This is a genomic window from Sulfuricurvum sp. (assembly GCF_030691015.1).
Lineage (GTDB): Bacteria > Campylobacterota > Campylobacteria > Campylobacterales > Sulfurimonadaceae > Sulfuricurvum.
This window is the reverse complement of sequence record NZ_JAUYFF010000001.1, coordinates 664016-686125: the sequence shown is the minus strand read 5'-3', so window position 1 is coordinate 686125 and position 22110 is coordinate 664016. Positions and strand designations below refer to the sequence as shown.

The following is a 22110-nucleotide window of genomic DNA, read 5'->3' as shown; positions in this document are numbered from 1 at the left end:
ACGTCTTCGAGAAAGTCTCGAACCGTTTAACCTACTTAGTTTTCAATGATCGCAAACTCAAACTCTAGGTCTTAACTCAAGGCCTATCAGCGTTTGTGGACGGGAATTATAGGGGAAATTAACAAAGAAGTCAAGAGGTTTTTAGTCAAAGGGGCAAAATATGGCAAAAAGTTTTTATTTTCTATTTCCCTGCTCTAAAACTGTAACATTTCTACTCATTTTACCCCATTGAACTCCTCTATTTATCTTCATAATCAAATGAACGGTTAATCAAACTCTTGTATAATCACTTTTATAAAAACCCTTATAAGGAAAAAGCTATGGCTTTATATGATCGCGAATACGCACGAGAAGGTGCTTTTGGTTACGAGAGCGCTCACAAGAGTGAAGCGCAGATCGTTTCGTTTGTAAAAGATACCTATAAATTGTTTGCCGCTTCAATGTTGGCAGGCGGTGTAGGTGCTTATGTAGGAATGCCGTTTGCGGGGATCGTTGCGGCGAATTACTGGTGGATCGCTATCCCTTGGATGCTGTTCGGTATGTTCGGTCTTCAAATGATCAAAAACAAACCGGGCATTAATATGATCGGATTGTTCACGTTTACGTTTGCAAGCGGTGTTATCATTACTCCGCTTCTTAGCCACATCCTCGGAATGGCAGGCGGAGCGACGATCGTAGGAAATGCGTTTTTTATGACGGCGGCATTGTTCGGCGGATTGAGTTTCTTTGCGATTAAAAGTTCTAAAGACTTTACAACGTGGACGAAACCGATTATGATCGCTTTCTTTATTATATTAGCAGTCTCATTGATCAACGTCTTTTTCTTAAAAAGCCCGATCCTCTATGTAGCGATTCAAGCAATCTTCTTGCTTGTTATCAGTGTCATGGTCTTGATCGATACCCAAAACGTTATCCGTGGTGCATATGAAACACCGATGGACGGTGCTATTGCACTTTATCTTGATTTCTTCAATCTATTTGTAACCATGCTCCAACTCTTCGGAATCTTTGGTGGCAGTGACGAATAACTTCCTCCCCCCGGAACTCCTCCGGGTGGTGGATGCCAATCTCAACCGTCTCAAAGAGGGAATCCGTGTGATTGAGGATATAGCGCGCTATGTTCACAATGACAAGGAACTCTCAACCTCCCTTAAAACTCTCCGTCACCAATGCCGCATCGAACCGCTCGAAGCACTCCTCGCCTCACGGGATAGCATCAATGATGTCTTACGCCCTACCATGCAAAGCGAAATGAACCGTACTGATCTCAGAAGTATTCTGATTGCCAACTATAAACGGGGACAAGAATCTTCCAGAGTATTGGAAGAGCTGTATAAGATAGTGGAACCGAGTTTGAGCGAACGATTCAAACATATCCGCTATGAACTCTATGCATTAGAAAAGAAAAACCTTTTAGACTCTAACGAGAATCATTGAACTCTCAAAAGATCTCCATTGTCGGAGCAGGCCCTGCCGGTTTAATGGCCGCAGATATTTTATCCGCTGCAGGGATGAGTGTCGATGTTTTTGAATCCAAGCCCTCTGTCGGACGAAAATTTCTCATGGCAGGCAAAGGGGGATTAAACATTACCCACAGTGAGCCTATGGATGATTTCATGCGCCGTTATGATCATAGCGAGTGGCTGATGCCCATGATAGAAGCCTTTGATCCTAATGCCATTCGGGTGTGGATGGAAAGTTTGGGCGTGGATTCATTCATCGGGACATCGGGAAGGGTTTTCCCTACCGAGATGAAAGCGGCTCCGCTACTACGCCGCTGGCTCTCTTCTTTGAAAAAACGGGGGGTTCGCGTCCATTGCCGTCATTATTGGACGGGTTTTAGTGATGAAGGAGATTTACGTTTCACGACGCCTGAGGGTGAAAAAAACGTGGCAACCGATGCGACAATTTTGGCTCTAGGAGGCGGAAGTTGGGCCAGTCTCGGCTCAGACGGTGCATGGGTAAATATTTTGGCGGCTCAGGGGGTAACCATTAATCCGCTATTACCCTCTAACTGTGGTTTTAAAACGACTTGGTCTTCTTATATGGATCCTTATCTTGGGAAGCCGTTAAAAAATATTTCAGGGTGGGCGCAAGGAGTTGAAAAAAGTATCAGCTCCTCCGAAGCCGTTTTAACAACCTATGGAATCGAGGGGGGATTGGTCTATGCACTCTCCCGTCCACTTCGAGAAGAAATAATAGCAAAGGGATCGGCAGTACTTTTTTTAGATCTTTTGCCCCATATCAGTGAAGCTGCCTTACTATCACGGCTTACCTCATCCGGCAAACAATCACGTGACAACACATGGCGCAAAGCGGGTTTGGAGGGCGTTAAAGCAGCACTCATTCGGGAAGTATTGCCCAAAGAGAAATGGCATGACTCACACACCGTTGCGGCATGTGTAAAGAAGCATCCCCTTACACTATATGGAATGCAACCCATAGAAGAAGCTATTAGCACTGCCGGTGGAGTAATGCGCGAAGCAGTTAATGAAAATCTGATGCTGCATGCTCTGCCAAATGTATTTTGTGCGGGTGAAATGCTCGATTGGGATGCACCAACGGGAGGATATTTATTAACCGCCTCTTTTGCCAGTGGAGTATTTGCGGCACAGGGTGTTTTAAAAACAGTATGCGGAGAAAAGAGAGGTTGCTGAATCAGTGACGGCACTCACCGTCGTGACAATGGGTTTGCTGTTCAACATACTCTTCGGAAACATGAAGATTGGCACATGAATCAAGAAGCCCGTAAAGCTCCATCTCTGCTCCGGTAACATGACGAACCATATTTCCCTCCGCGTCGATAAAAACAAACATCTCATATTTATGCTCATTTTTTTTAATATGCTGAGAGAAAATAACATATTCGGCTTTTGTCAGCTCGGGAAAATGGTTGCAGGATGCTATATATTTTTCACACTCTTTATTGATTTTTTTGATTTCCAAAAACTCAGACTGAATCGCATCACGAAGTACCGGCATAAGATTCGGTATAACATCTTTTAGATTATCGTATTTTTCAATCCCCAACATCATTCTCTCCTCGTCAAAATTCTATTATAATGGATAGTATAACGCTTTGTGATCAAATATCGGTAAAATTCCGATACTAATCTAATCCGCAAAAAGGGCTTTATGCAAACGTTGGCACAACTCCGCTCCGGCAAGCTCAAAGGTATCAAACGATTAAACCTCTCTGAAAATCTGAGTGTTTTTCCTGAGGAGATATTCGATTTGGCCGATACTCTTGAGATTCTTGATTTAAGCAACAATCTCTTCTCCTCACTTCCCGAAGATATAAGCAGACTGACGAATCTGAAGATCGCTTTCTTCTCCAACAATCGCTTTACCACCGTCCCCTCGTTCAAAGGGTGCGAACACCTTTATATGGTAGGGTTTAAAAACAATCAGATCGAAACGTTTGACGAAGAGGTTCTCCCTGATACTATCAGCTGGCTCATCCTGACCGATAACAGACTCAAATCTCTCCCAAGCTCTATCGGCAAACTCCACAAACTGCAAAAATGCGCTTTGGCCGGAAACCGTCTCGAAACGCTTCCCGACGAGATGGCAATGTGCCGAAATCTCGAACTCCTCCGCCTCTCGGCAAACAATCTCCAAGCAATCCCCTCATGGCTGTGGAGTCTTCCGAAACTCTCTTGGCTCGCTTTTTCGGGGAATCCATGCAGTCCAAAGGCTCAGTTTGAGCTTCAAGAGATACCCTACGAATCGTTAGAGGTCAAAGAGAAATTGGGTTCAGGAGCTTCGGGGGATATTTACAAAGCCTATTCGAAATCTCACGAAGAGGAGGTGGCACTGAAACTTTTTAAAGGTGCCATCACGAGTGACGGATACGCACACGATGAGATGAACGCCACCATGAGTACGGGGGAACATCCTAACCTCATCAAAGTCCTCTCAAAATTAGCGGGTGACGAGCGTCTGGGGTTGGTACTCGAATACATCCCCGATATTTACCGCAATCTTGGGCTTCCTCCCGATTTTGAGACCTGTACGCGTGATACGTTCGAAGCAAAAGTAACCTTCACGCCTGAGAGCATCCTAGAAGTGGCAAAAGGGATCGCCTCTGCCGCTGCGCATCTGCACGCGCGAGGGCTAATGCACGGCGACCTCTACGCCCACAATATCCTCATCAACGACGATGACCACTGTTATCTGGGAGATTTCGGCGCGGCAAGTTTTTATGAACCCCACCGAAAAGAGTTCGAGAGGATCGAAGTGCGGGCGTTCGGATGTCTGCTGGAAGATATGCTCTCGCTCTGCCCTACCAAAGAGGGGACTGTCTATACTATGTTAGAAGAGCTAAAAGAGAAATGTATGAATGAAGCGGTGGAAGAGAGACCGCTGTTTAGTGAGATGGGGTTGTAATAAACACAACCTCAAATTCGAGATAGTTCAACGGATACATTTCCATCAACCGCTTCGTCTGAGAAAAATCGAGAACTCTTCGTCCACCGCTCACCCCGCTTCGTTTGATATAGCGAAACATCTCCCGTACCGAATCAAACTCTAATGTGGTATGAAGCACTTCAAACCGTGCATCCAAATGTTTCTCGGCGATAGCCATCACCTCATCACTGCTACGTAACAACGGTGTAACTCCCGCGCACTCATGCAAAGTTTTAAACGTCCCCGCGGTGAAGATCGCCAATGACATCGGGGTGTTGAGCGAGGCGAGAGACTCTATAACACTCTCCAAATCCTCCGCCCACTGCAACGCCGAAGCAGAGTAGATGCGATCAAATCGCTCCTTTTTCAAGCTCTCAAATAATAACGGATCGTTGAAATTTCCCCATACTAATTCGACATTGGAAGATTTGGGGTGGTGTTCCAACATTTGCTCTGAAAAATCGACACCGACGAAACGTTCAACCTCCCAATCGATCAACGAGAAAAGGGTTCCGTTTCCGCATCCCAAATCCACAATATGTTTCGGCTGATTAGGGGTAGAGGCAATCAGTTTTTGGGCAACGAGCCGCTGAATAACATTGCGACTGCCGTACTGTGCCGCATAGCGGGAAAACTCATGACACGCATTGCTCATCGGCGGTTAATGACCAATGCGATGATAAAGATAACCAACAGGCACAAGACGATCGCCGCACCGCTAGGGAGTGAAAAAAGATACGAAGCACTCAATCCGATCACCACCGAGATAAGGGCAATAGCGATAGAGAGGAGGGTTGTCGGATAAAAACCCATCCCGAATCGGATCGCGGCAACGGGAGGGATGACCATAAGGGCACCGATCAAGAGGGTTCCGACCACCCGAATGGAGAGGGCAATGATAACGGCGATAATGCTTACCAGCATAAAGTTGAGCATCGTTACACGAATACCCCCCGCTCGGGCAACATCCTCATCAAACGCGATAAAATAGAGCTCTTTGAAAAACGCGAGCAATAACGCCATCGCTAACGAGCCGAAAATTCCCATGACCCATAAATCCTGCGTGCTTACCGATAGGATCGAGCCAAAAAGATAGCTAAAGAGAGAGGCGTTAAACGATCCGGCCATAGAGACGATGACAATCGCCAGCGCGAGGGAGCCTGAGAGAAAAATGGCGAGTACCGAATCGGAATACATCCCGTGAACACTGCGCAAATACTCGATCATCCACGATGCGACTAAAGAGGCTAAGACCGCCATCCACAGAGGACTCATACCGAATAATAGTCCCACCGATACCCCGACAAGGGAGACATGCGCCAAAGTTTCACTCAGAAGTGAATAACGGCGAAGGACGATAAACGATCCGCTTAAAGAGGCTAAAATCGCAATCATTAACCCCGCGATAAAAGCGCGCTGCATAAAGGGATAATCAAGCATTTCCAGTAGCATCAACTATCCTTCTCAATGGTTATGGCTCACGACGTGCGCGGGTGTGCCGTAGAGTCGGCTCATCTCGTCACATCGGATCATCTCGGCAGGATTTTGGGAGACAAGGACTGTTTGGTTCACGAATAAAACACGGGTAATGTCCTCGGCAATGACCCCGATATCGTGGGTGATAAAGAGGATAGACATTTTTTTGGTCCGGTTGAGGGTTCGGAGGAGTTCATAAAAACGGTGTTGTGATTCGACATCAACCCCCGTGTTAGGTTCATCGACGATCAATACATCGGGGTTGGACGCCAATGCGCGAGCGATCATCACCCGTTGACGCTGACCGCCGGAGAGGTTTCCGATAAGACGATCCGATAAATCACTAACTCCCATCAGCTCCATCGCCTCCGAAATTGCCGTTTTATCTTCGGCTGATTCGAATCCAAGGATCCCCCGCACGGCATATCGTCCCATCCCGACCACTTCACGTACCGTAGCCGGAAACGTACTGTCCACAAGGGCGGAGCGTTGAGGAACATACCCGATACGGTTCCAATCTCGAAAGCGGTTTTGAGGGATGCCGAAGAGTTTGATATCACCTGAAGTCGGTTTTTCGAGTCCCAACAAGAGACGGATAAGGGTCGTTTTCCCCCCGCCGTTTGGACCGATGATGGCACAATATTCCCCCGCTAATATACGAAATGCAGCCCCTTTGAGGACAAGAGTACCTTGCCGCTCAAAATTGAGACCGTTAACTTCGAAAAGACTCGGGAAAAATTTCAACGGCACTCCATCGCTTCACGCAGTTTTTTCAGATTCTCACGCATTATAGTAAGATAGGTTTGATGTGATTTTAACTCATCTTGGCTAATATTTTCCAGCGGTTGAAGCGGTACCGCCTTGGCACCCGTCTCACGAGCAATGGTTTGGGAAACGTTATCGTTGATCATCTCTTCAAAAAAAATCGTTTTCACGCCGTGTTCTTTTACAACCGAAATAATATCGGCAATGTTTTTGGCACTTGGCTGCTCATCGCTTGAGAGACCGATCACCGAAACATTTTCAAGTTTATTCGAATGTGCCAAATATCCGAACGCGTCATGGTTGGAGACAAGTGTCCGATTTTTACACTCCGACAACCCCTTAGCATACTCTGCTTTGAGCTTTTGAAGTTCTCCGATGTAGGTAGCGGCATTGCCGTGAAATATCTCCGCTTTGCTCGGGAGACGTTTCGAGAACTCGCCGTCCAATGTTTGGGTCATTTTGATCATATTATCAATATCTAGCCAGTAATGAGGATCATAGGCACCATGTTGATGCTCTTCATTCTCATCGCTTTTTTGCATTGCAACATACTGACTCATATCAACAATTTGTGTCGTTTTAGGAAGGGTGTTTTTCAAACTTTCCGCCCAAGTCTCAAAACCTGCACCGTTAAAAATAAAAAATGCGCCGCTTGAAATTTCAGCGACCTGCGTAGGATTAGGGGAAAACATGTGGGCATCACTCCCCAGCGGAACGATAGAGCGAACATCCATCGCATCCCCCGCTACGGCAGTGGCAACTTCATAAAGGGAAAACGTACTCACGGAAACCACCGCTTTAGCCTCTGTCGTACCCTCTTTTTTTTGAGGTTTCGGCGAAAAAAAACTCATCCCTATAACGATTGCGACGATTACACCGCCAAAAACTATTAATCGTTTTGTATCCATCATTCACCCCTTTTTAAAGTACTGTAAATTCTTAATTAGTTTGTATTCCGAATCAAAACTCTATCACGAAAAAAGATAATAATAGGCGACCGATGAAACAACGATGGCAAAGATAAAAGCGACTTTTTTCTTTTGGGTACATTTTGAACACACATTCTCTCCCTTGTTTAAAAAGGGTATTTTAGTCCTACTCTTTTAAAAGGAAGCTTCATTCGAGACTTATGAACACTATGCTATAATCGCGAACTTTTTTAAAAATCAAGGATTAACATGACAGGTATACTGCTCATCGTGCAGATCGTTTTGGTCGTTATGATCACCATCGCGGTACTGCTCCAAAAAAGCTCAAGCATCGGTTTGGGAGCATACAGCGGTTCTAATGAATCGGTTTTCGGAGCTAAAGGACCGGGAAGCTTTTTGGCTAAAGTAACCTTTTTTCTCGGATTTGTTTTCGTAGTCAACACCATCGCATTGGGCTATTTTTACGCTCAACAAAAAAATGCTTCCGTTGTTGATTCTATGATCGATACTACAGAAGTTACGGCGCCGACGATCAATATCGTAAACGACACCAACACTACCAAATAAGACGAAGGGGAATTTCATGTTAAACGAAGTGTATCAATTTTGTGAAGAGAAGATGCAAGGGAGCTGTGAGCACTTGCTCAGCAACTTTCGCACACTCCGCACAGGTCGTGTCACCACTAAAATATTGGATAATGTTCGTGTCGATAACTACGGCTCACTCACTCCGATCGATCAAGCAGCGAGTGTTTTAGCCACCGACGCTACAACGATCACTATCTCTCCATGGGATAAATCAATGCTTAGCGTTATCGAAAAAGCGATTATGAAAGCCGATATCGGTGTTAATCCGAACAACAACGGAACCGAAATCAAACTTTTCTTCCCTGCAATGACGGTAGATCAGCGTCAAGAGACGGCAAAAAAAGCCAAAGGGATGGCGGAAGATGCAAAAGTAGCGGTACGCAATGACCGTAAAAAAGCAAACGACAAAATCAAAGTACTCGAAAAAGATAAACTCGTTACTGCTGATGAATCTAAATCAGGTCAAGATCAAGTTCAAAAAATCACCGATAAATTTATTGCCAAAATCGAAGAGTTGCTCAAAAGTAAAGAGCAAGATATCTTGACGGTATAACCATGGACGTTAAAGCTATTTATATGAACGCAAATGCCATGTTAGAAGGGCATTTTAAACTCAGTTCAGGCAACCATTCACAATACTATCTCCAATCGGCGAAAGTACTTGAAGAGCCTAAAACCGCGAAGCTCCTCGCCGATGCGTTGAGTGATACGATCAAAGCAAACGGAATCGAAATCGATACCGTATGTGCTCCTGCCCTCGGCGGCTTGATCGCAGGATTTGCCCTCGCGACAGCACTCGACAAACGCTCGATTTTTGCAGAGCGTGTCAACGGAGAAATGCAGATTCGTCGCGGCTTTGAGATCACTCCGGGCGAACGTGTCCTCATCTGTGAAGATATCATCACCACCGGCGGTTCAGCGATGGAAGCGGCAAAGGCGATCGAAGCCCTCGGCGGCGTAGTCGTCGGATTTGCCGCTCTTGCCAATCGCGGTTTTTGTAAACGCGACGGCAGTGCGTTGGAGCGTAAAGCTAATTGTGCACTTCCTAGCGACAAACCTCTTTTTGCTCTTGCTGATTTCGATTTCGAAATGTATGCACCCGATAAGTGTCCGTTGTGCGTAAACGGAAGCGAAGCAATTAAACCGGGTTCACGAGGAAACTGATGTCTGAGAATTTCAAACTCGATATGGCACACCTCCAAAGGGTCCAGCGTACCCTTCGCAAAGCGGGAAATATTTTCCCCAACGAAAAAGAGCTCGTCGCAACACTCGAAGATTTGATTATCAAAGCCCAAGACGATACGTCACTCAATACCTACTACCATATGGCACAGTATCTTAAACAGCGTCTTAAAGAGCTGAAAGCCAATCTTGATCAGCCGCTCGAAGCCGTTGATACCGCCATAGAAGATCTGGAGTGGTCAATCGGCTATCTTCAGTGGCTTGTAACCGAACAGCCTAAAAAATCATAATTCGCAGCTCAGCGCTTCGCTCACAAGGCGGGAAGCCACCTCTTTTTTCCCATCAATCGTAATCGTGATGGGAAGACCGCGTAACTCACGTTTCTCTTCCAAACTCACCACTTTGACAACCAATTTTACCTCCGGAGCATAGCGGATAATACTTTCGCAGATTAGCCGCTTTTTCTCAAGATTATCGAGGGTAATAATAACACTGACGGAATCTTTGGTGCAGAGTTTATCCAAAATAGCACTCTTTGACATATCCCCGAAATAGACCTCTTGATGGTCTCGAAGCGCCTCTTGGACGTGCTTATAGCTGTTATCGGCTACGACATAGTCGACTCCCGAAGCACGCAGCTCTTTTGCCACAAACTTTCCGACGATGCCGTATCCGCACACAATAATATGATTATGCCGCCCCGGAAGCATCGCAAAGGTTTCGGTTACGCTGACATCTTTGAAAAAATAGCCGCTGATAGTCGCTAGATAGGTCAGGATAAACGGGGTCAGGATAATCGAAAGAACCGCCACTAAAACCAAAAGCTGAGAGAGCTCCTCCGGAATCAATCTGTAATTTCCCGCCAACGCGAAAATAGCAAACGAAAATTCTCCCACTTGCGCGAGGGCAATAGCCGTTTTAAACGCTATTTTTGATTGTGAATGGATTCGAATCACACTGAAAATTACGACAGCTTTCACCGCTAAAACGGCACCGAGAATAGCCAATATTTCAAAAAAATGGCTCGTAAAGAGTGCCAAATCGATCTTCATCCCCACCGTGACAAAAAATGTCCCGAGGAGCAAATCTTTAAAGGGGGCAATGTCTGCTTCAACTTTATGATGGTAACGGGTTTCGGCAATGATCATCCCCGCGACAAATGCCCCCAGCGAATAGGTAAACCCTGCATAGGAAGCGAGCAGTGAGGACGCAACGACGATGACCAAAACAGAGCCCATAAACAACTCATCCACTTCACTGGAGGAGGAGAAATGGAGCAGCCATGACATGACCCGCTTACCGACGATAAAAAGCGATCCGACGATGACGACCGCACTGATTGCCGTTTGGAGTAAAACATCAGCGATGTCTTTACCATCTGAGCTCAAAAAACCAATCAAAATTAGGATCGGGATGACGGCAATATCTTGAAAAATCAAAATTCCTGTCGCTTTTTGACCGTAAGGTCGGGCAATCTCTTTGGTCGATTTTAGATAACTGAGGACGACCGCCGTTGATGAGAGTGAAAGAGCCATAGAGGTAATCAAAGCGCTCTCCAATGAAATACCAAAACCCCAGTAGGCAATCGCAAAAAAGATCACGGAGGAGAGAAGAACCTGCAGCGATCCGTTAAAAAAGACATCGGTTTTCATCGTGGAGAGGCGTTGGAGCGAAACTTCAAGCCCGATTGTAAACATCAGGAAAACAACACCGAATTCGGCGATCATCTCTAAGGTATGCGAATCACTCATATGGCGTAAATCGAAAGCATACGCTACCGTCACACCCGTTAGAATGTATCCGATAATTTGAGAAATCCCAAACCGTTTTAAAATAAGATTGACAATGATCGACATTCCCAACGCTATCGTGACGTAATATAAAGCCGATTCCATTAAATTCCATCTTTCAAACGTTTTTATAAGTCTTAAAAGTATATAATACGTTCCTTAAGAAGAGCGGCAATTTGTCGACGTTTTGGATCATCACGACCCATTTAACCCAATCGTAAAACGCTAAGAGCTAAGGAATGATTCAATGACCAAATATATTTTTGTAACCGGCGGAGTTCTGAGTTCACTCGGAAAAGGGATTACGGCAGCCAGCATCGGCGCACTCCTCAAACACTCCGGCAAACAAGTCGGTATGCTCAAAATCGATCCCTATATCAATGTCGATCCGGGAACTATGAGTCCACTGGAACACGGTGAAGTTTTCGTTACCAAAGACGGAGCGGAGACCGATCTCGACATCGGAAACTACGAGCGTTTTCTCGATGCCTCCTTTTTACGTACCAGTAACTTTACAACCGGTCAGGTTTACAGTTCGGTCATTGAACGTGAACGCAGCGGCGGATATTTAGGTCAAACGATTCAAGTCGTCCCTCATATCGTCGGAGAGATTGTCGATCGGATCAAAAAAGCGGGTGAGGGGCATGAGATTCTTGTCGTCGAGCTTGGCGGTACCGTCGGAGATATCGAAGGGCTTCCGTTTATGGAGGCAATTCGTACGATGAAACACGATGATGAGGTTGAGGGGACATTTTTCATCCACGTCACCCTCATCCCGTTCATCAAAGCAGCCGGTGAGCACAAAAGCAAACCGACCCAGCACTCGGTTCAGGAGCTTCGCCGTATCGGAATCACTCCGCAGATGATTATCGCCCGTAGTGAAGAAAAGCTCCCGAAAACCTTTAAAAAGAAACTCGCGTTAGCGTGTGATGTCAGTGGTGACAGTATCATCGAAGCGATGGATGAGCAAACCATTTACGCCGTGCCGCTCAGCTTTTTACAACAAAATATCCTTGCTCCGATCAGCAAAGAGTTGGGATTGGGCGAACTCAAACCCGATATGGAACAATGGGATTCATTGGTCAAAAAAATCGTCTCTCCAAAATACCATGTCACGATCGCTTTCGTCGGTAAATATTTGGAGCTCAAAGAGTCATACAAATCACTGATCGAAGCACTCATCCACTCGGGAGCGCATCTCGATACCCGCGTAGCAATCCACTGGGTTGACAGTGAAAAAATCGAAACACAGGGGGCCGAAGCTCTTTTACGTGATTGTGATTCGGTTCTCGTGGCGGGAGGATTCGGCAACCGAGGCGTCGAGGGAAAAATCGAAGCAATTCGTTATGCCCGTGAAAATAAAATCCCCTATTTGGGAATCTGTCTAGGGATGCAACTCTCGGTCGTCGAATATGCCCGTAACGTGTTAGGATATGAGGATGCCAACTCGATTGAGTTTAACCCAGCAACAACCCATCCGATGATCTACTTGATCGATAATTTCATCGACCAATCGGGCGAAACACAGCTCCGAACCCACCGCTCTCCGATGGGGGGGACGCTCCGTTTGGGTGAATATCCGTGTGAAACCAAAGAGGGTTCAAACCTCCGCGCCGCCTATAACAACGAAGCCCTTATCTATGAGCGTCATCGTCATCGATACGAAGCCAATCCAACCTATCGTGAGGCGCTTGAAGCCGCGGGAATGGTCGTAACCGGTGAGTCACACGGTCTTATCGAAGCGGTAGAGATTCCTGAGCATCCGTGGTTTTTAGGTGTACAGTTCCACCCTGAATTCACCTCACGTCTCCAAAGTCCGAATGCTTCGATCCTCGGATTTGTCAAGGCAACTTTCGCACATGCAAACCCTGCCTGAGGTTCCCCTACTCGATCATAGCGCTCTGGGGAGTTTTTTAGCGCGCCGATTTGAGGCGCAGAGTGAAAAACTCTCCGATATCCCCCACCCTAGCCTTCTCAAAGATGCCCAAAAAGGTGTCGAACGGCTCGCACGTGCTATCCGCAACGGTGAGCGTATCGCACTGGTGGGTGATTACGATGTCGACGGCGTCACCTCGACCGCGATCGTCAAACGTTTTTTCGACCTCATCCCCTACCCCCTCATTACCACGATACCCAACCGATTTACCGACGGATACGGTGTCTCTAAAAATGTACTGGAGCGACTCGATGCCGATGTCATTTTTACCGTCGATAACGGAATCAATGCCCTCGAAGCGGCAGAGGTGTGTAAAGCAAGAGGGATCGATCTGATCATCACCGATCACCACACCCCCGGAGACACGCTTCCCGATGCCTATGCCATCATCAACCCGAAACAGTATGATTGCCCCTATCCGTTCAAAGAGATATGCGGTGCACAGGTAGGATGGCTCCTGATGGGGCTTCTCAAACAAGAGCTGGGACTCACGAGCGATATGCGACAGTTTTTCCCTTTTCTCTCCCTCGCGATTATCGCCGATGTCATGCCCCTTGTGGGGATCAATCGTGCCATCGTCAAAACGGGTTTGGAGATGATGCAAACATCAACCCTCTCCCCTTTTGTGATGATCCGCGATTTTCTAAACCGTTCCGCCATCTCGGCGGAAGATATCGCTTTTCAAATCGCTCCGCGTATTAATTCGGCAGGAAGACTCGAAGATGCCTCCATCGCCCTCGATTTTCTGCTGGCCGATACCACCGAGAGGGCATACCATCAATTTGAGCTGCTCACCTCTCTCAATACACTGCGAAAAGAGACCGAAGCGCAAACGACATCACAGGCAATGATGCACGTTAGCCCCGATGATGCCATCCTTGTCGTTTCCGGAGAGCATTGGAACGAAGGGGTCGTCGGAATCGTCGCCTCGCGCCTCGTCAACCATTTTCAAAAGCCTGCCATTGTTCTGAGCCTCCATAACGGCATTGCAAAAGGGTCCGGTCGCAGTATCGGCAACGTCGATCTCTACACCCTTATCAAATCCCAAGAGCACCTCCTCGCCAAATTCGGCGGACACAAAATGGCGGCAGGACTATCCATGGAGGGTGACGCCGTAGAGTCGTTTCGACGCGGAATCAATGACGCGGCCAAACATGTTAATCCTGAAGACTTTATCCCCCATAACGATATTGTCGGGGAGTTGGAGCACGAGATGATCAATTTTCAACTCCTTGAACTTCTGGAGCGATTCGAGCCTTACGGTGAGGGGAACCCCCGCCCGCGATTTTTGATCCGTGAGGCCGATGTCGTTACGGTAAAACTCTTCGGAAGCGATCAGTCCCACAGCCGTGTTGAACTGCGTCCCTCACGGCTCAGCCCCAAGACACTTGAACTGATTGCGTTTCGGCGGACACTCGAATGCCCTGAGAGTAAAAAAATGTCGTGCAGTTATACGGTGAATAAAAACGAGTGGAACGGACGGGTCTCCCTTCAGCTTATGGTGGAGCGGATATTTTGATTCTCCGTATCCTCATCACCGCTCTCGTTCTTATCGGGTGCAGTACCCCAAGTGACACCCTCCCCTACCCGCTGCTCATCAGCGAAGAGGGGCTGGGTGCCATCCATCCCGATACCCCGTTTGAGCAAATTAGCACGTCACTAAGCGGCTTTGAATTTGAGAAATTAAGCCAAATCTCTCCGCAAGAGAGCGAAATACTATTTCAGATAAAACGGGGCAATACTGCAATGGCACACATCGCCTCCGATTCTTCCGGAAAAAAGATTGCCTCCATTCATATCCTCTCACCCCTCATTAAAAACAAGAATAACCAAGGGCTCGGAGATCTATTGCTGCAAACAAAAACCCTAAAGTGTAGTGATGATCTCTGTCACTACCCCGAGGAACCCTCTCTCCTCTATCGAATCGATTCAAAAAGCAGAACGATTCGCGAAATAACCTATCAAAAGCTATAATACGGGATGGACACATTTTTTATTGAATTTCGCGATCCCCTTTTCGGTATCGTCGTCTTTTTTATCCTCCTTTTCATCCTCTCCTTTCTAAGCTATTGGTGGGGGCGGTATAAAAGCGCGCGTGAGCACCATGACCTCGAATCGTTTTTAGGTAAATTCGAATCGATTGGCGAAGGGGAAAAACTTACCGAGCAGGTAGAGACCAACTCCCTCACCTCCGAATCGTGGCTGTTGTTGGCACAAAGTTTCGAGCATCAGGGAAATTATGAGAAAAGCGTGGAGATCTATCACGCCCTCCTCGCCAAGAATCGTGATCCCATTTTCCAAAAAGATGCCCTGTTACTGCTCGGGAAAAGTTTCTTTAAAGCGGGATTTTTAGAGCGTTCACGCCAAACGTTCTTGCAGATTCTTCATAATGCCCCACGAACCCCGCAGGCATTGCACTTTTTGGTACTCATTTATGAGCATCTCCAACAATACGACAAAGCCCTTGAAGTGATGGAATCGCTCCAAGAGCTCTCTCCCGATACCATTAATGAAAAACTTTATCTCGAATGTCGTATCCTCATAGGAGATCATAAAATCGACATGGATGAAAAAGCCGATAGATTAATAAAAATCTACCAAACCCATCGCCACCTTGGATATATGATTTATGAGTGGCTTTTTACCTATCGACCCCTACTGGCATGGGCGAATTATGACCAATCACTCAGCGTCCGCCTTAGTGATATTTTATGGCGACTCAGAGATGAAAATCTCGATTTGGATATAATTGCAAGCAACACCTATTTGCGTGAGCTCTTTAGTGCAAAAGGGTCGCTTGAGCTGGCAGAGGGGAGTTCGGTCTTCGAACTCGATACCCTTATCGCCCTGCGACGCTGCGGCGCGAATAAAGCCACATTACAATTTGAATACACGTGTGGTGAGTGTAATTCGATCTCATTTTTGCCGTTTCATCGCTGCCCTCAATGCCATGCGATTGATTCGGTTCACAGTATTATGAATCTTTCAAAGGAACGGTTTGAAGAAAATAACTCTCTTCAGTGACGGCTCGGCACTGGGAAATCCGGGACCGGGCGGATTTGGAGCCATTTTGCGTTACGGGGATAAAGAGCGGATTGTCCGTGGCGGTGAAGCACACACGACGAATAATCGGATGGAACTCCTCGGAGTCATCGAAGGACTTCGTGCGATCAAAGAACCGTGCGAAGTGACTGTCATTTCGGATTCGAGTTATGTCATCAAAGGGATCAATGAATGGCTCCAAGGGTGGATTAAACGTAACTTTGCCAAAGTCAAAAATCCCGATCTTTGGCAAGAGTACATCCGCGTCTCCGCGCAACACCGGATTGAAGGTGTATGGGTACGGGGGCATAACGGCCATATCGAAAACGAACAGTGCGACCAAATTGCCCGAGAAGAGGCAGAAAAATTTAAAAAAGGAATAACAGAGTAATGGATAACTTAACCACCCTGCAAGAACGTTTAGGGTACACCTTTAAAAACAAAGAGCTCCTTATTGAAGCGCTGACGCATAAAAGCTACAAACAGCCCTACAATAATGAGCGACTTGAGTTTTTGGGGGATGCGGTACTCGATTTGATCGTCGGTGAATACCTCTACAAAAAATTTCGCGCGTTCGATGAGGGAAAACTCTCCAAGATGCGCGCCTCTCTCGTTAACGAAGGGGGATTTACCTCTCTGGCTATCTATCTTAAATTGGGGGAGCATATTTTTCTCTCCAATGCCGAAGAGAACAACAGCGGACGAACCAAAAGTTCTCTCCTCTCCAATGCTTTTGAGGCACTTATGGGGGCTATCTACCTCGAAACGGGTCTCCAAAAAGTTCAAGAGATCACAATTGAGCTTCTTGAGCATGTCCATCCCGATATTTCACTCGACTCCCTCTTCAAAGATTATAAAACCTCTCTTCAAGAGCTAACCCAAGCTCATTTCGGCACAACACCCGAGTACCAGCTCATCGCCGCTCACGGCCCCGATCATAAAAAAGAGTTTGAAGTGGCCGTCATCATCGACGGCAAACGATACGCCTCCGCTCAGGGAAAAAGTAAAAAACAGGCGCAACAAGAAGCGGCACAAATCGCCCTTGAAATGCTGAGTAAGGAGCTCAAATGAACCGCTTTGGTGAGCGATTTACAATGACCACCTTCGGTGAGTCCCACGGAAAAGCGATAGGGTGTGTACTTGATGGTGTTCCTGCGGGATTAGCAATCGATGAAGCCTTTATCCAAAGCGAGTTAGACCGCCGCAAACCGGGACAAAACGAATTTGCCACCGCCCGCAAAGAGGAGGACAAAGTCGAAATCCTCAGCGGTATTTTCGAAGGGCTTAGCACCGGAACTCCGATTACGCTAGTCATTTACAACACCGATCAAAAAAGCGGTGATTACAGTAATGTCAAAGATATTTTCCGACCGGGTCACGCCGACTTTACCTATTTTCACAAATACGGCCTCCGTGACTATCGCGGCGGCGGACGCTCAAGTGCACGTGAAACAGCGGCACGCGTTGCAGGGGGTGCAGTGGCTAAATTAATGCTCAAATCTCTCGGGATAGAGTTTGCGAGCGGTATCAGTGCTATTCACGGTATCGAAGCTCAATCTCTCGATTTTAATTATCCGAAAAGTAGCCCCATCTATGCTCTCGATAAAAACGTTGAAGAGGCTCAAAAAGCGGCGATTTTAGACGCAAAAAACGCTCATGACTCTGTCGGCGGTGTGGCAACGATCAAAATTTCAAACCTCCCTATCGGATTGGGGCAAGGGCTTTATTACAAACTCGATGCCGTATTGGCAGAAGCGATGATGGGGATCAATGCCGTTAAAGCGGTGGAGATCGGGGAGGGGGTTCATAGCGGCTCACTTCTCGCCAGTCAGAATAATGACCCTATCACCCCTGAGGGATTTAAATCCAACCATGCAGGGGGGATTTTGGGCGGTATGAGTAACGGCGACGATGTAATCTTGCGTGTCCACTTCAAACCAACCCCCTCCATCTTTATCGATCAAGAGAGCACCAATACCTCCAATGAAAGCGTTAGTGTTTCCCTTAAAGGGAGACATGATCCCTGCGTCGCCGTGCGCGGTTCGGTTGTTGCCGAGTCAATGGCGGCACTCGTTGTTGCCGATATGATACTACTCAACATGGGGTCTACAATGAACGGCATCAAGAATTACTACGCTTAAGATTAATTTTGCTACCATAGAGAATTCCTATAAAAAGGGTTCTTTGTGATGAGTCCAACTCAAAACTGCTACCTCCTAGACACCTCCGTTATCTTAGATGATCCCACCAACATTTTACGAATCAGTGATGAAAATCACAACGGTATCGTTATTACTAACATTGTTTTGGCTGAACTCAACAGCAAAAAAGATGATATGCGCTCCGAAGCGGGGTTTCAGGCACGTGAGTTTTTCCGTCTTGCCGATGCGGCATGGGGAGAACCCATCAGCTTTATAGAGCTTCCCGAATGCGTCCGCAAGCACGTTGATATAGAAGAGTGTAAAAATGACCGCTATTATCGCTTAGCTCTCAATTATGATCGCTCACTGCACGGTGGAGAGGCGAATCTCATCGATCTCTTTATCGTCCACCGTGAACACTACCGTGTCGCTCACAACTTCTCCGAACCCAAAGGTATCAATGATGCCAAGATCGGTGAGATTGCCGACGATTATGATCTCACCCTCCTCAGCAATGACATGTCATTTCGTATTGCCGCCGAGATTCGCGGAATCCGTACCCAAAGTATCCGAAACAGCAGCGTAGAGGCACCGGAACAAATCGACTTTACCTACACCTACGAGTATGAAGAGACTCCCGCCCTCCCCGCAGATGCAGTACACCATAATTTTGACCAACTCACGTTTGTACAAAAAGCACGCAGTACGACGTCAGAGATGTACGAAACGGGGATTCAACGTCACGCTTTTAATTTCAACAACCAAATCGAATGGTGCGATTTTGACCGCCGCTTCGGAGAACATTTTAACGAAGAGCTTGTCCGCCCGCTCAATTTGGAGCAAAAATTCTACTATGCGATGATGACCCATCCGCAAAACTACGTTACCGTCGTTTCAGGTTCTACGGGTTCAGGAAAAACGCTTGTCGCCCTTCAAGCAGGGCTGGAACTGGTCGAAGAGGGGATTGTCGAGGGGATTGTTTATGCCCGTAACACCGTCACGTCAAACGATCAGCAAGCAGAACTCGGATTTCGAAAAGGGGATGAAGAACAAAAGCTCGGATACTTCATGTATCCTCTCTATGCGGCGGTCAATTTCACCATCGAGCACCAAAGCAAACGCTCGATCGATGCACGTGTCGAATATACGGGCACGACAAACTCCGTCAAACGGGAAAATGCAACCGAAGTGTTTATGAAAAAATACAACATCGAAGTGATGGACATCGCTCACTTGCGAGGGACGACAATATCACGTAAATTCGTCATCATCGATGAAGCCCAAAATATGACCAATGCGACCCTAAAACTCATCGGAACCCGTATGGGAGATGAGACACGCCTCGTTGTTATGGGTGACCCCGGACAGATCGATCATCCGTTCCTCTCCAAACGACGCAATGCCCTTGTCAGCTTGCTGAACAAAGCACAGCATAATAACTTTATTGCAGGGATTCAGTTGAGACATACGATTCGGTCTCAAGTAGCCGATTGGTTTGATAAGAATTTTTAACAAAGAGGTTCCCGCAGTAGCGGGAATGTAAAGAGAGTGTATTAAATCGGTAATACGCGGATTTTTTGTGAAAGTTTTTCTTTGAGTGTCGCTTCAATAGCGTACAATGTCCCCGTACTTGAACTTGCACAGCCGTTACATGCACCTAAATAGCGAATATAGACATCGATATAATCAGGAGAGTCCTTGATATCGATAACTTCCATATTTCCGCCGTCCATAATCAAAAACTGACGAATCGACTCATCCACAACACTGTCAATCGCTTTGATCTTTTGAACCAACGTCATCGCTTCGAAATCACCATGCGCTCCGGCATCGGCAGCATTACGCATTTTTTCCTGATCCATTTCAGCGCGTACATCGGCAAGGATATCCACAAGATAATACTCACGCGCTTCATGTCCGCCCGGTTTGATACACGATTTACAAAAACCGCCCGCTTTTGTATAATCGGTGATCTGCTCGATGGTTTTAAGGTCATTGAGCTTGATCACTTCACGAAGTGTCCCGAGGCTGACGCGGGCACATTCACAAACGATAATCTCATCTTCAAAGCTCGATTCGTCAACACCGAGGTATAACCCTGCCGCTTTTTTGATAACGTCATACGCCATAACGGAACAGTGCATTTTTTGCGGCGGAACGGCCGGCGTTTCCGGATTATCACGGAGTGACATTTCCACATCGATATTGGTGATTTTAACGGCTTCTTGTACCTTTTTACCGATACAAAGCTCCGCCATCATATCCGAACTTGCAATCGCCGTACCGCATCCGAAGCTTTTGAATTTTGAATTCACAATCGTGTCGGTTGCGGGATCCACTTCCCAATACAAACGGACTGCATCACCGCAACTCTCGGCTCCGAAATCGGCAACGATCAATTTATGTCCTGCCGCGTCACACTCCTCTTGAGTGATCTCCCCCTGATTGTTAGGGTTGTTCATCAATGTCGTTACTTTGTTGGAATACTGATCCCAAAGAGATCCGCCCAATAAATCATTTTTTGCCATAATAGAATCCTTTAGTGATGAATGTGACATTCTCCGGCTTCACCGCCGGGAGTGGGTTGTACAATTGCGTACGAACTTGAAATCGCGCGTAGACGTTTTACCGCCGTTGAAAACCGCTCAATCACGTAATCAATCTCCGCATCTGTCGTAAAGCGGCTCAAGCTCAAACGAATCCCCGTATGGGCTAACTCATTGTCGGCTCCGATCGCCAGCATAACGGTGTTAGCTTCAAGATCTTCCGAGGCGCAGGCCGAACCGGTAGAGGCACCGATGAGGGCATTGTTCAAATCCCACAACATCCCCTCACCCTCAACCCCGCGAATAGAGATCAAAATTGTATTCGGCGTACGGTTATCGCGGTTGCCGACGACCATGACGTCGCTAAGCTGTGAGAGAAGTGCATCTTCGAGACGATCCCGTTTGGTTCGGATTGAAGCCATTTTTTCGGCGATATTCTCCGTTGCTAACTCAATCGCTTTTCCCATCCCGACGATATAAGGGACATTGAGGGTGCCGGATCGGCGTCCCCCCATATGTTCTCCGCCGTGCAACAACGGTGTCAACGCTTCAGAATTACGAATATAAAGGGCACCGATCCCTTTGGGGCCGTGAAATTTATGGGCGGACATTGATAAAAAATCAACATGAACATCTTGCATATCAACCGGAATTTTACCGACCGCCTGAACCGCATCTGTATGGAAAAGAACCCCTTTCTCTTTACAGATGTCCCCCATCTCTTTGATCGGGAAAATCATCCCTGTTTCGTTGTTAGCCCACATGATGGATACAAGTGCCGTCTTATCGGTGATGAAACTGCGAAGCGTATGGGCTTCAACGATCCCTTGATCGTTTACCGGAAGATAGGTTACTTTGACCCCTTGTTCTTCGAGGAATCTACAGGTAGAGAGGACAGAGGGGTGTTCGATTTCACTGGTAACGATATGGTTTTTATCCCCGTTTACAATCTTATCAATCCAGACCGATTTGAGAACCCAGTTGTTTGATTCGGTAGCGCATGAGGTAAAAATAATATCATCTTTATCACTTGCATTAATCGCTTTATACATCTGATTAATCGCTTTTGTGATCGAAGGGTGCGAAGCGGTACCAAAACGGTGCAGTGAATTCGGATTACCGTAAATCTCACTAAAATAAGGGACCATCGCCTCCACGACGGTAGGATCGACCATCGTTGTCGCGTTGTTGTCCAAATAGACTTGCATTTAATGCTCCTATAATAGGGATTCTAATAAAAGACTAATTTAGTCTTCTTTAACTTTTGGGATAATAGTGCAAACGACGTTATAGTAACCTTAAGGG

24 protein-coding genes are annotated in these 22110 nt (G+C 46.8%); 16 read left to right on the top strand and 8 right to left on the bottom strand.

Features of this window, described 5'->3' with window-relative positions; translation table 11 throughout:
* The first annotated feature begins 320 nt into the window (after positions 1 to 320).
* The 3 genes from Q8O20_RS03670 to Q8O20_RS03660 are packed head-to-tail and all read left to right on the top strand — an operon-like array spanning position 321 to position 2657.
* Positions 321 to 1028, top strand: a complete 708-nt coding sequence (locus tag Q8O20_RS03670) for a Bax inhibitor-1/YccA family protein (RefSeq protein ID WP_305530021.1) — start codon at positions 321 to 323, stop codon at positions 1026 to 1028.
* Entirely contained in the window at positions 1018 to 1437 is a 420-nt protein-coding gene (locus Q8O20_RS03665) for a thiamine-phosphate pyrophosphorylase (protein ID WP_305530031.1), read from the top strand. Before Q8O20_RS03670 ends, Q8O20_RS03665 begins: the two co-directional genes overlap by 11 nt.
* On the top strand, positions 1434 to 2657 hold the full coding sequence (locus Q8O20_RS03660) for a TIGR03862 family flavoprotein (RefSeq protein ID WP_305530020.1): 1224 nt from the start codon (positions 1434 to 1436) through the stop codon (positions 2655 to 2657). Before Q8O20_RS03665 ends, Q8O20_RS03660 begins: the two co-directional genes overlap by 4 nt.
* Position 2658: 1 nt before the next feature.
* Here Q8O20_RS03660 and Q8O20_RS03655 read toward each other — a convergent pair whose 3' ends face one another.
* Entirely contained in the window at positions 2659 to 3036 is a 378-nt protein-coding gene (locus tag Q8O20_RS03655; protein ID WP_305530019.1) for a hypothetical protein, read from the bottom strand.
* A 99-nt stretch (positions 3037 to 3135) separates the two neighbouring features.
* On the opposite strand from Q8O20_RS03655, the gene Q8O20_RS03650 reads away from it, so the two are divergent.
* A complete protein-coding gene (locus Q8O20_RS03650; protein WP_305530018.1) occupies positions 3136 to 4389 on the top strand; it encodes a protein kinase in 1254 nt (417 codons plus the stop codon).
* Here Q8O20_RS03650 and Q8O20_RS03645 read toward each other — a convergent pair.
* From Q8O20_RS03645 to Q8O20_RS03630, 4 genes are read right to left on the bottom strand one after another with little or no spacing between them, the layout of a single operon-like run.
* Positions 4370 to 5065, bottom strand: a complete 696-nt coding sequence (locus Q8O20_RS03645) for a methyltransferase domain-containing protein (RefSeq protein WP_305530017.1) — start codon at positions 5063 to 5065, stop codon at positions 4370 to 4372. The genes Q8O20_RS03650 and Q8O20_RS03645 overlap by 20 nt on opposite strands.
* On the bottom strand, positions 5062 to 5862 hold the full coding sequence (locus Q8O20_RS03640) for a metal ABC transporter permease (RefSeq protein WP_305530016.1): 801 nt from the start codon (positions 5860 to 5862) through the stop codon (positions 5062 to 5064). Before Q8O20_RS03640 ends, Q8O20_RS03645 begins: the two co-directional genes overlap by 4 nt.
* A gap of 12 nt (positions 5863 to 5874) precedes the next feature.
* Positions 5875 to 6636, bottom strand: a complete 762-nt coding sequence (locus Q8O20_RS03635; protein ID WP_305530015.1) for a metal ABC transporter ATP-binding protein — start codon at positions 6634 to 6636, stop codon at positions 5875 to 5877.
* Positions 6627 to 7562, bottom strand: a complete 936-nt coding sequence (locus Q8O20_RS03630) for a metal ABC transporter solute-binding protein, Zn/Mn family (protein ID WP_305530014.1) — start codon at positions 7560 to 7562, stop codon at positions 6627 to 6629. The genes Q8O20_RS03635 and Q8O20_RS03630 overlap by 10 nt, the downstream gene beginning before the upstream one ends.
* 267 nt (positions 7563 to 7829) lie before the next feature.
* On the opposite strand from Q8O20_RS03630, the gene secG reads away from it, so the two are divergent.
* Genes secG through Q8O20_RS03610 form a run of 4 tightly spaced genes read left to right on the top strand, consistent with a single transcriptional unit; the run spans position 7830 to position 9640 of the window.
* Positions 7830 to 8147 (top strand): preprotein translocase subunit SecG, encoded by a 318-nt coding sequence (gene secG / locus Q8O20_RS03625; protein ID WP_294894440.1) that lies wholly within the window; start codon positions 7830 to 7832, stop codon positions 8145 to 8147.
* A gap of 16 nt (positions 8148 to 8163) precedes the next feature.
* On the top strand, positions 8164 to 8721 hold the full coding sequence (gene frr, locus Q8O20_RS03620; protein WP_304740184.1) for a ribosome recycling factor: 558 nt from the start codon (positions 8164 to 8166) through the stop codon (positions 8719 to 8721).
* 2 nt (positions 8722 to 8723) lie between these two features.
* The gene (gene pyrE / locus Q8O20_RS03615) at positions 8724 to 9332 is read left to right on the top strand and encodes an orotate phosphoribosyltransferase (protein ID WP_305530013.1); all 609 of its coding nucleotides are present in this window, start codon (positions 8724 to 8726) and stop codon (positions 9330 to 9332) included.
* The gene (locus tag Q8O20_RS03610; protein ID WP_294894436.1) at positions 9332 to 9640 is read left to right on the top strand and encodes a hypothetical protein; all 309 of its coding nucleotides are present in this window, start codon (positions 9332 to 9334) and stop codon (positions 9638 to 9640) included. The genes pyrE and Q8O20_RS03610 overlap by 1 nt, the downstream gene beginning before the upstream one ends.
* Here the strand turns inward: Q8O20_RS03610 and Q8O20_RS03605 are convergent.
* Positions 9635 to 11245 (bottom strand): cation:proton antiporter, encoded by a 1611-nt coding sequence (locus tag Q8O20_RS03605; RefSeq protein WP_305530012.1) that lies wholly within the window; start codon positions 11243 to 11245, stop codon positions 9635 to 9637. The two genes, Q8O20_RS03610 and Q8O20_RS03605, sit on opposite strands and share 6 nt — an antisense overlap.
* A gap of 142 nt (positions 11246 to 11387) precedes the next feature.
* Between Q8O20_RS03605 and Q8O20_RS03600 the strand changes: the two genes are divergently transcribed.
* Genes Q8O20_RS03600 through Q8O20_RS03565 form a run of 8 tightly spaced genes read left to right on the top strand, consistent with a single transcriptional unit; the run spans position 11388 to position 19771 of the window.
* Entirely contained in the window at positions 11388 to 13016 is a 1629-nt protein-coding gene (locus Q8O20_RS03600) for a CTP synthase (RefSeq protein WP_305530011.1), read from the top strand.
* Positions 13000 to 14595: a single-stranded-DNA-specific exonuclease RecJ gene (gene recJ / locus Q8O20_RS03595; RefSeq protein ID WP_305530010.1), complete on the top strand. Its 1596-nt coding sequence runs from the start codon at positions 13000 to 13002 to the stop codon at positions 14593 to 14595. The genes Q8O20_RS03600 and recJ overlap by 17 nt, the downstream gene beginning before the upstream one ends.
* Positions 14547 to 15050 carry a hypothetical protein gene (locus tag Q8O20_RS03590; protein ID WP_305530009.1) on the top strand — a complete coding sequence of 168 codons (504 nt, stop codon included), beginning with the start codon at positions 14547 to 14549 and terminating at the stop codon, positions 15048 to 15050. The genes recJ and Q8O20_RS03590 overlap by 49 nt, the downstream gene beginning before the upstream one ends.
* Before the next feature lie 6 nt (positions 15051 to 15056).
* On the top strand, positions 15057 to 16100 hold the full coding sequence (locus Q8O20_RS03585; RefSeq protein WP_305530008.1) for a tetratricopeptide repeat protein: 1044 nt from the start codon (positions 15057 to 15059) through the stop codon (positions 16098 to 16100).
* Positions 16075 to 16509: a ribonuclease HI gene (rnhA, locus tag Q8O20_RS03580; protein WP_305530007.1), complete on the top strand. Its 435-nt coding sequence runs from the start codon at positions 16075 to 16077 to the stop codon at positions 16507 to 16509. Before Q8O20_RS03585 ends, rnhA begins: the two co-directional genes overlap by 26 nt.
* A complete protein-coding gene (gene rnc / locus Q8O20_RS03575) occupies positions 16509 to 17189 on the top strand; it encodes a ribonuclease III (protein WP_305530006.1) in 681 nt (226 codons plus the stop codon). The genes rnhA and rnc overlap by 1 nt, the downstream gene beginning before the upstream one ends.
* Positions 17186 to 18259, top strand: coding sequence for a chorismate synthase (gene aroC, locus Q8O20_RS03570; RefSeq protein WP_305530005.1), 1074 nt, complete (start codon positions 17186 to 17188; stop codon positions 18257 to 18259). The genes rnc and aroC overlap by 4 nt, the downstream gene beginning before the upstream one ends.
* Positions 18260 to 18307: 48 nt before the next feature.
* Complete coding sequence (locus Q8O20_RS03565; protein ID WP_305530004.1) at positions 18308 to 19771, top strand: PhoH family protein; 1464 nt, start codon at positions 18308 to 18310, stop codon at positions 19769 to 19771.
* A gap of 41 nt (positions 19772 to 19812) precedes the next feature.
* Here Q8O20_RS03565 and Q8O20_RS03560 read toward each other — a convergent pair whose 3' ends face one another.
* Positions 19813 to 20787 (bottom strand): iron-sulfur cluster assembly scaffold protein, encoded by a 975-nt coding sequence (locus Q8O20_RS03560; RefSeq protein ID WP_304738890.1) that lies wholly within the window; start codon positions 20785 to 20787, stop codon positions 19813 to 19815.
* Between the two features lie 11 nt (positions 20788 to 20798).
* Positions 20799 to 22013, bottom strand: a complete 1215-nt coding sequence (locus Q8O20_RS03555) for a NifS family cysteine desulfurase (protein ID WP_305530003.1) — start codon at positions 22011 to 22013, stop codon at positions 20799 to 20801.
* Positions 22014 to 22110 lie beyond the last annotated feature (97 nt).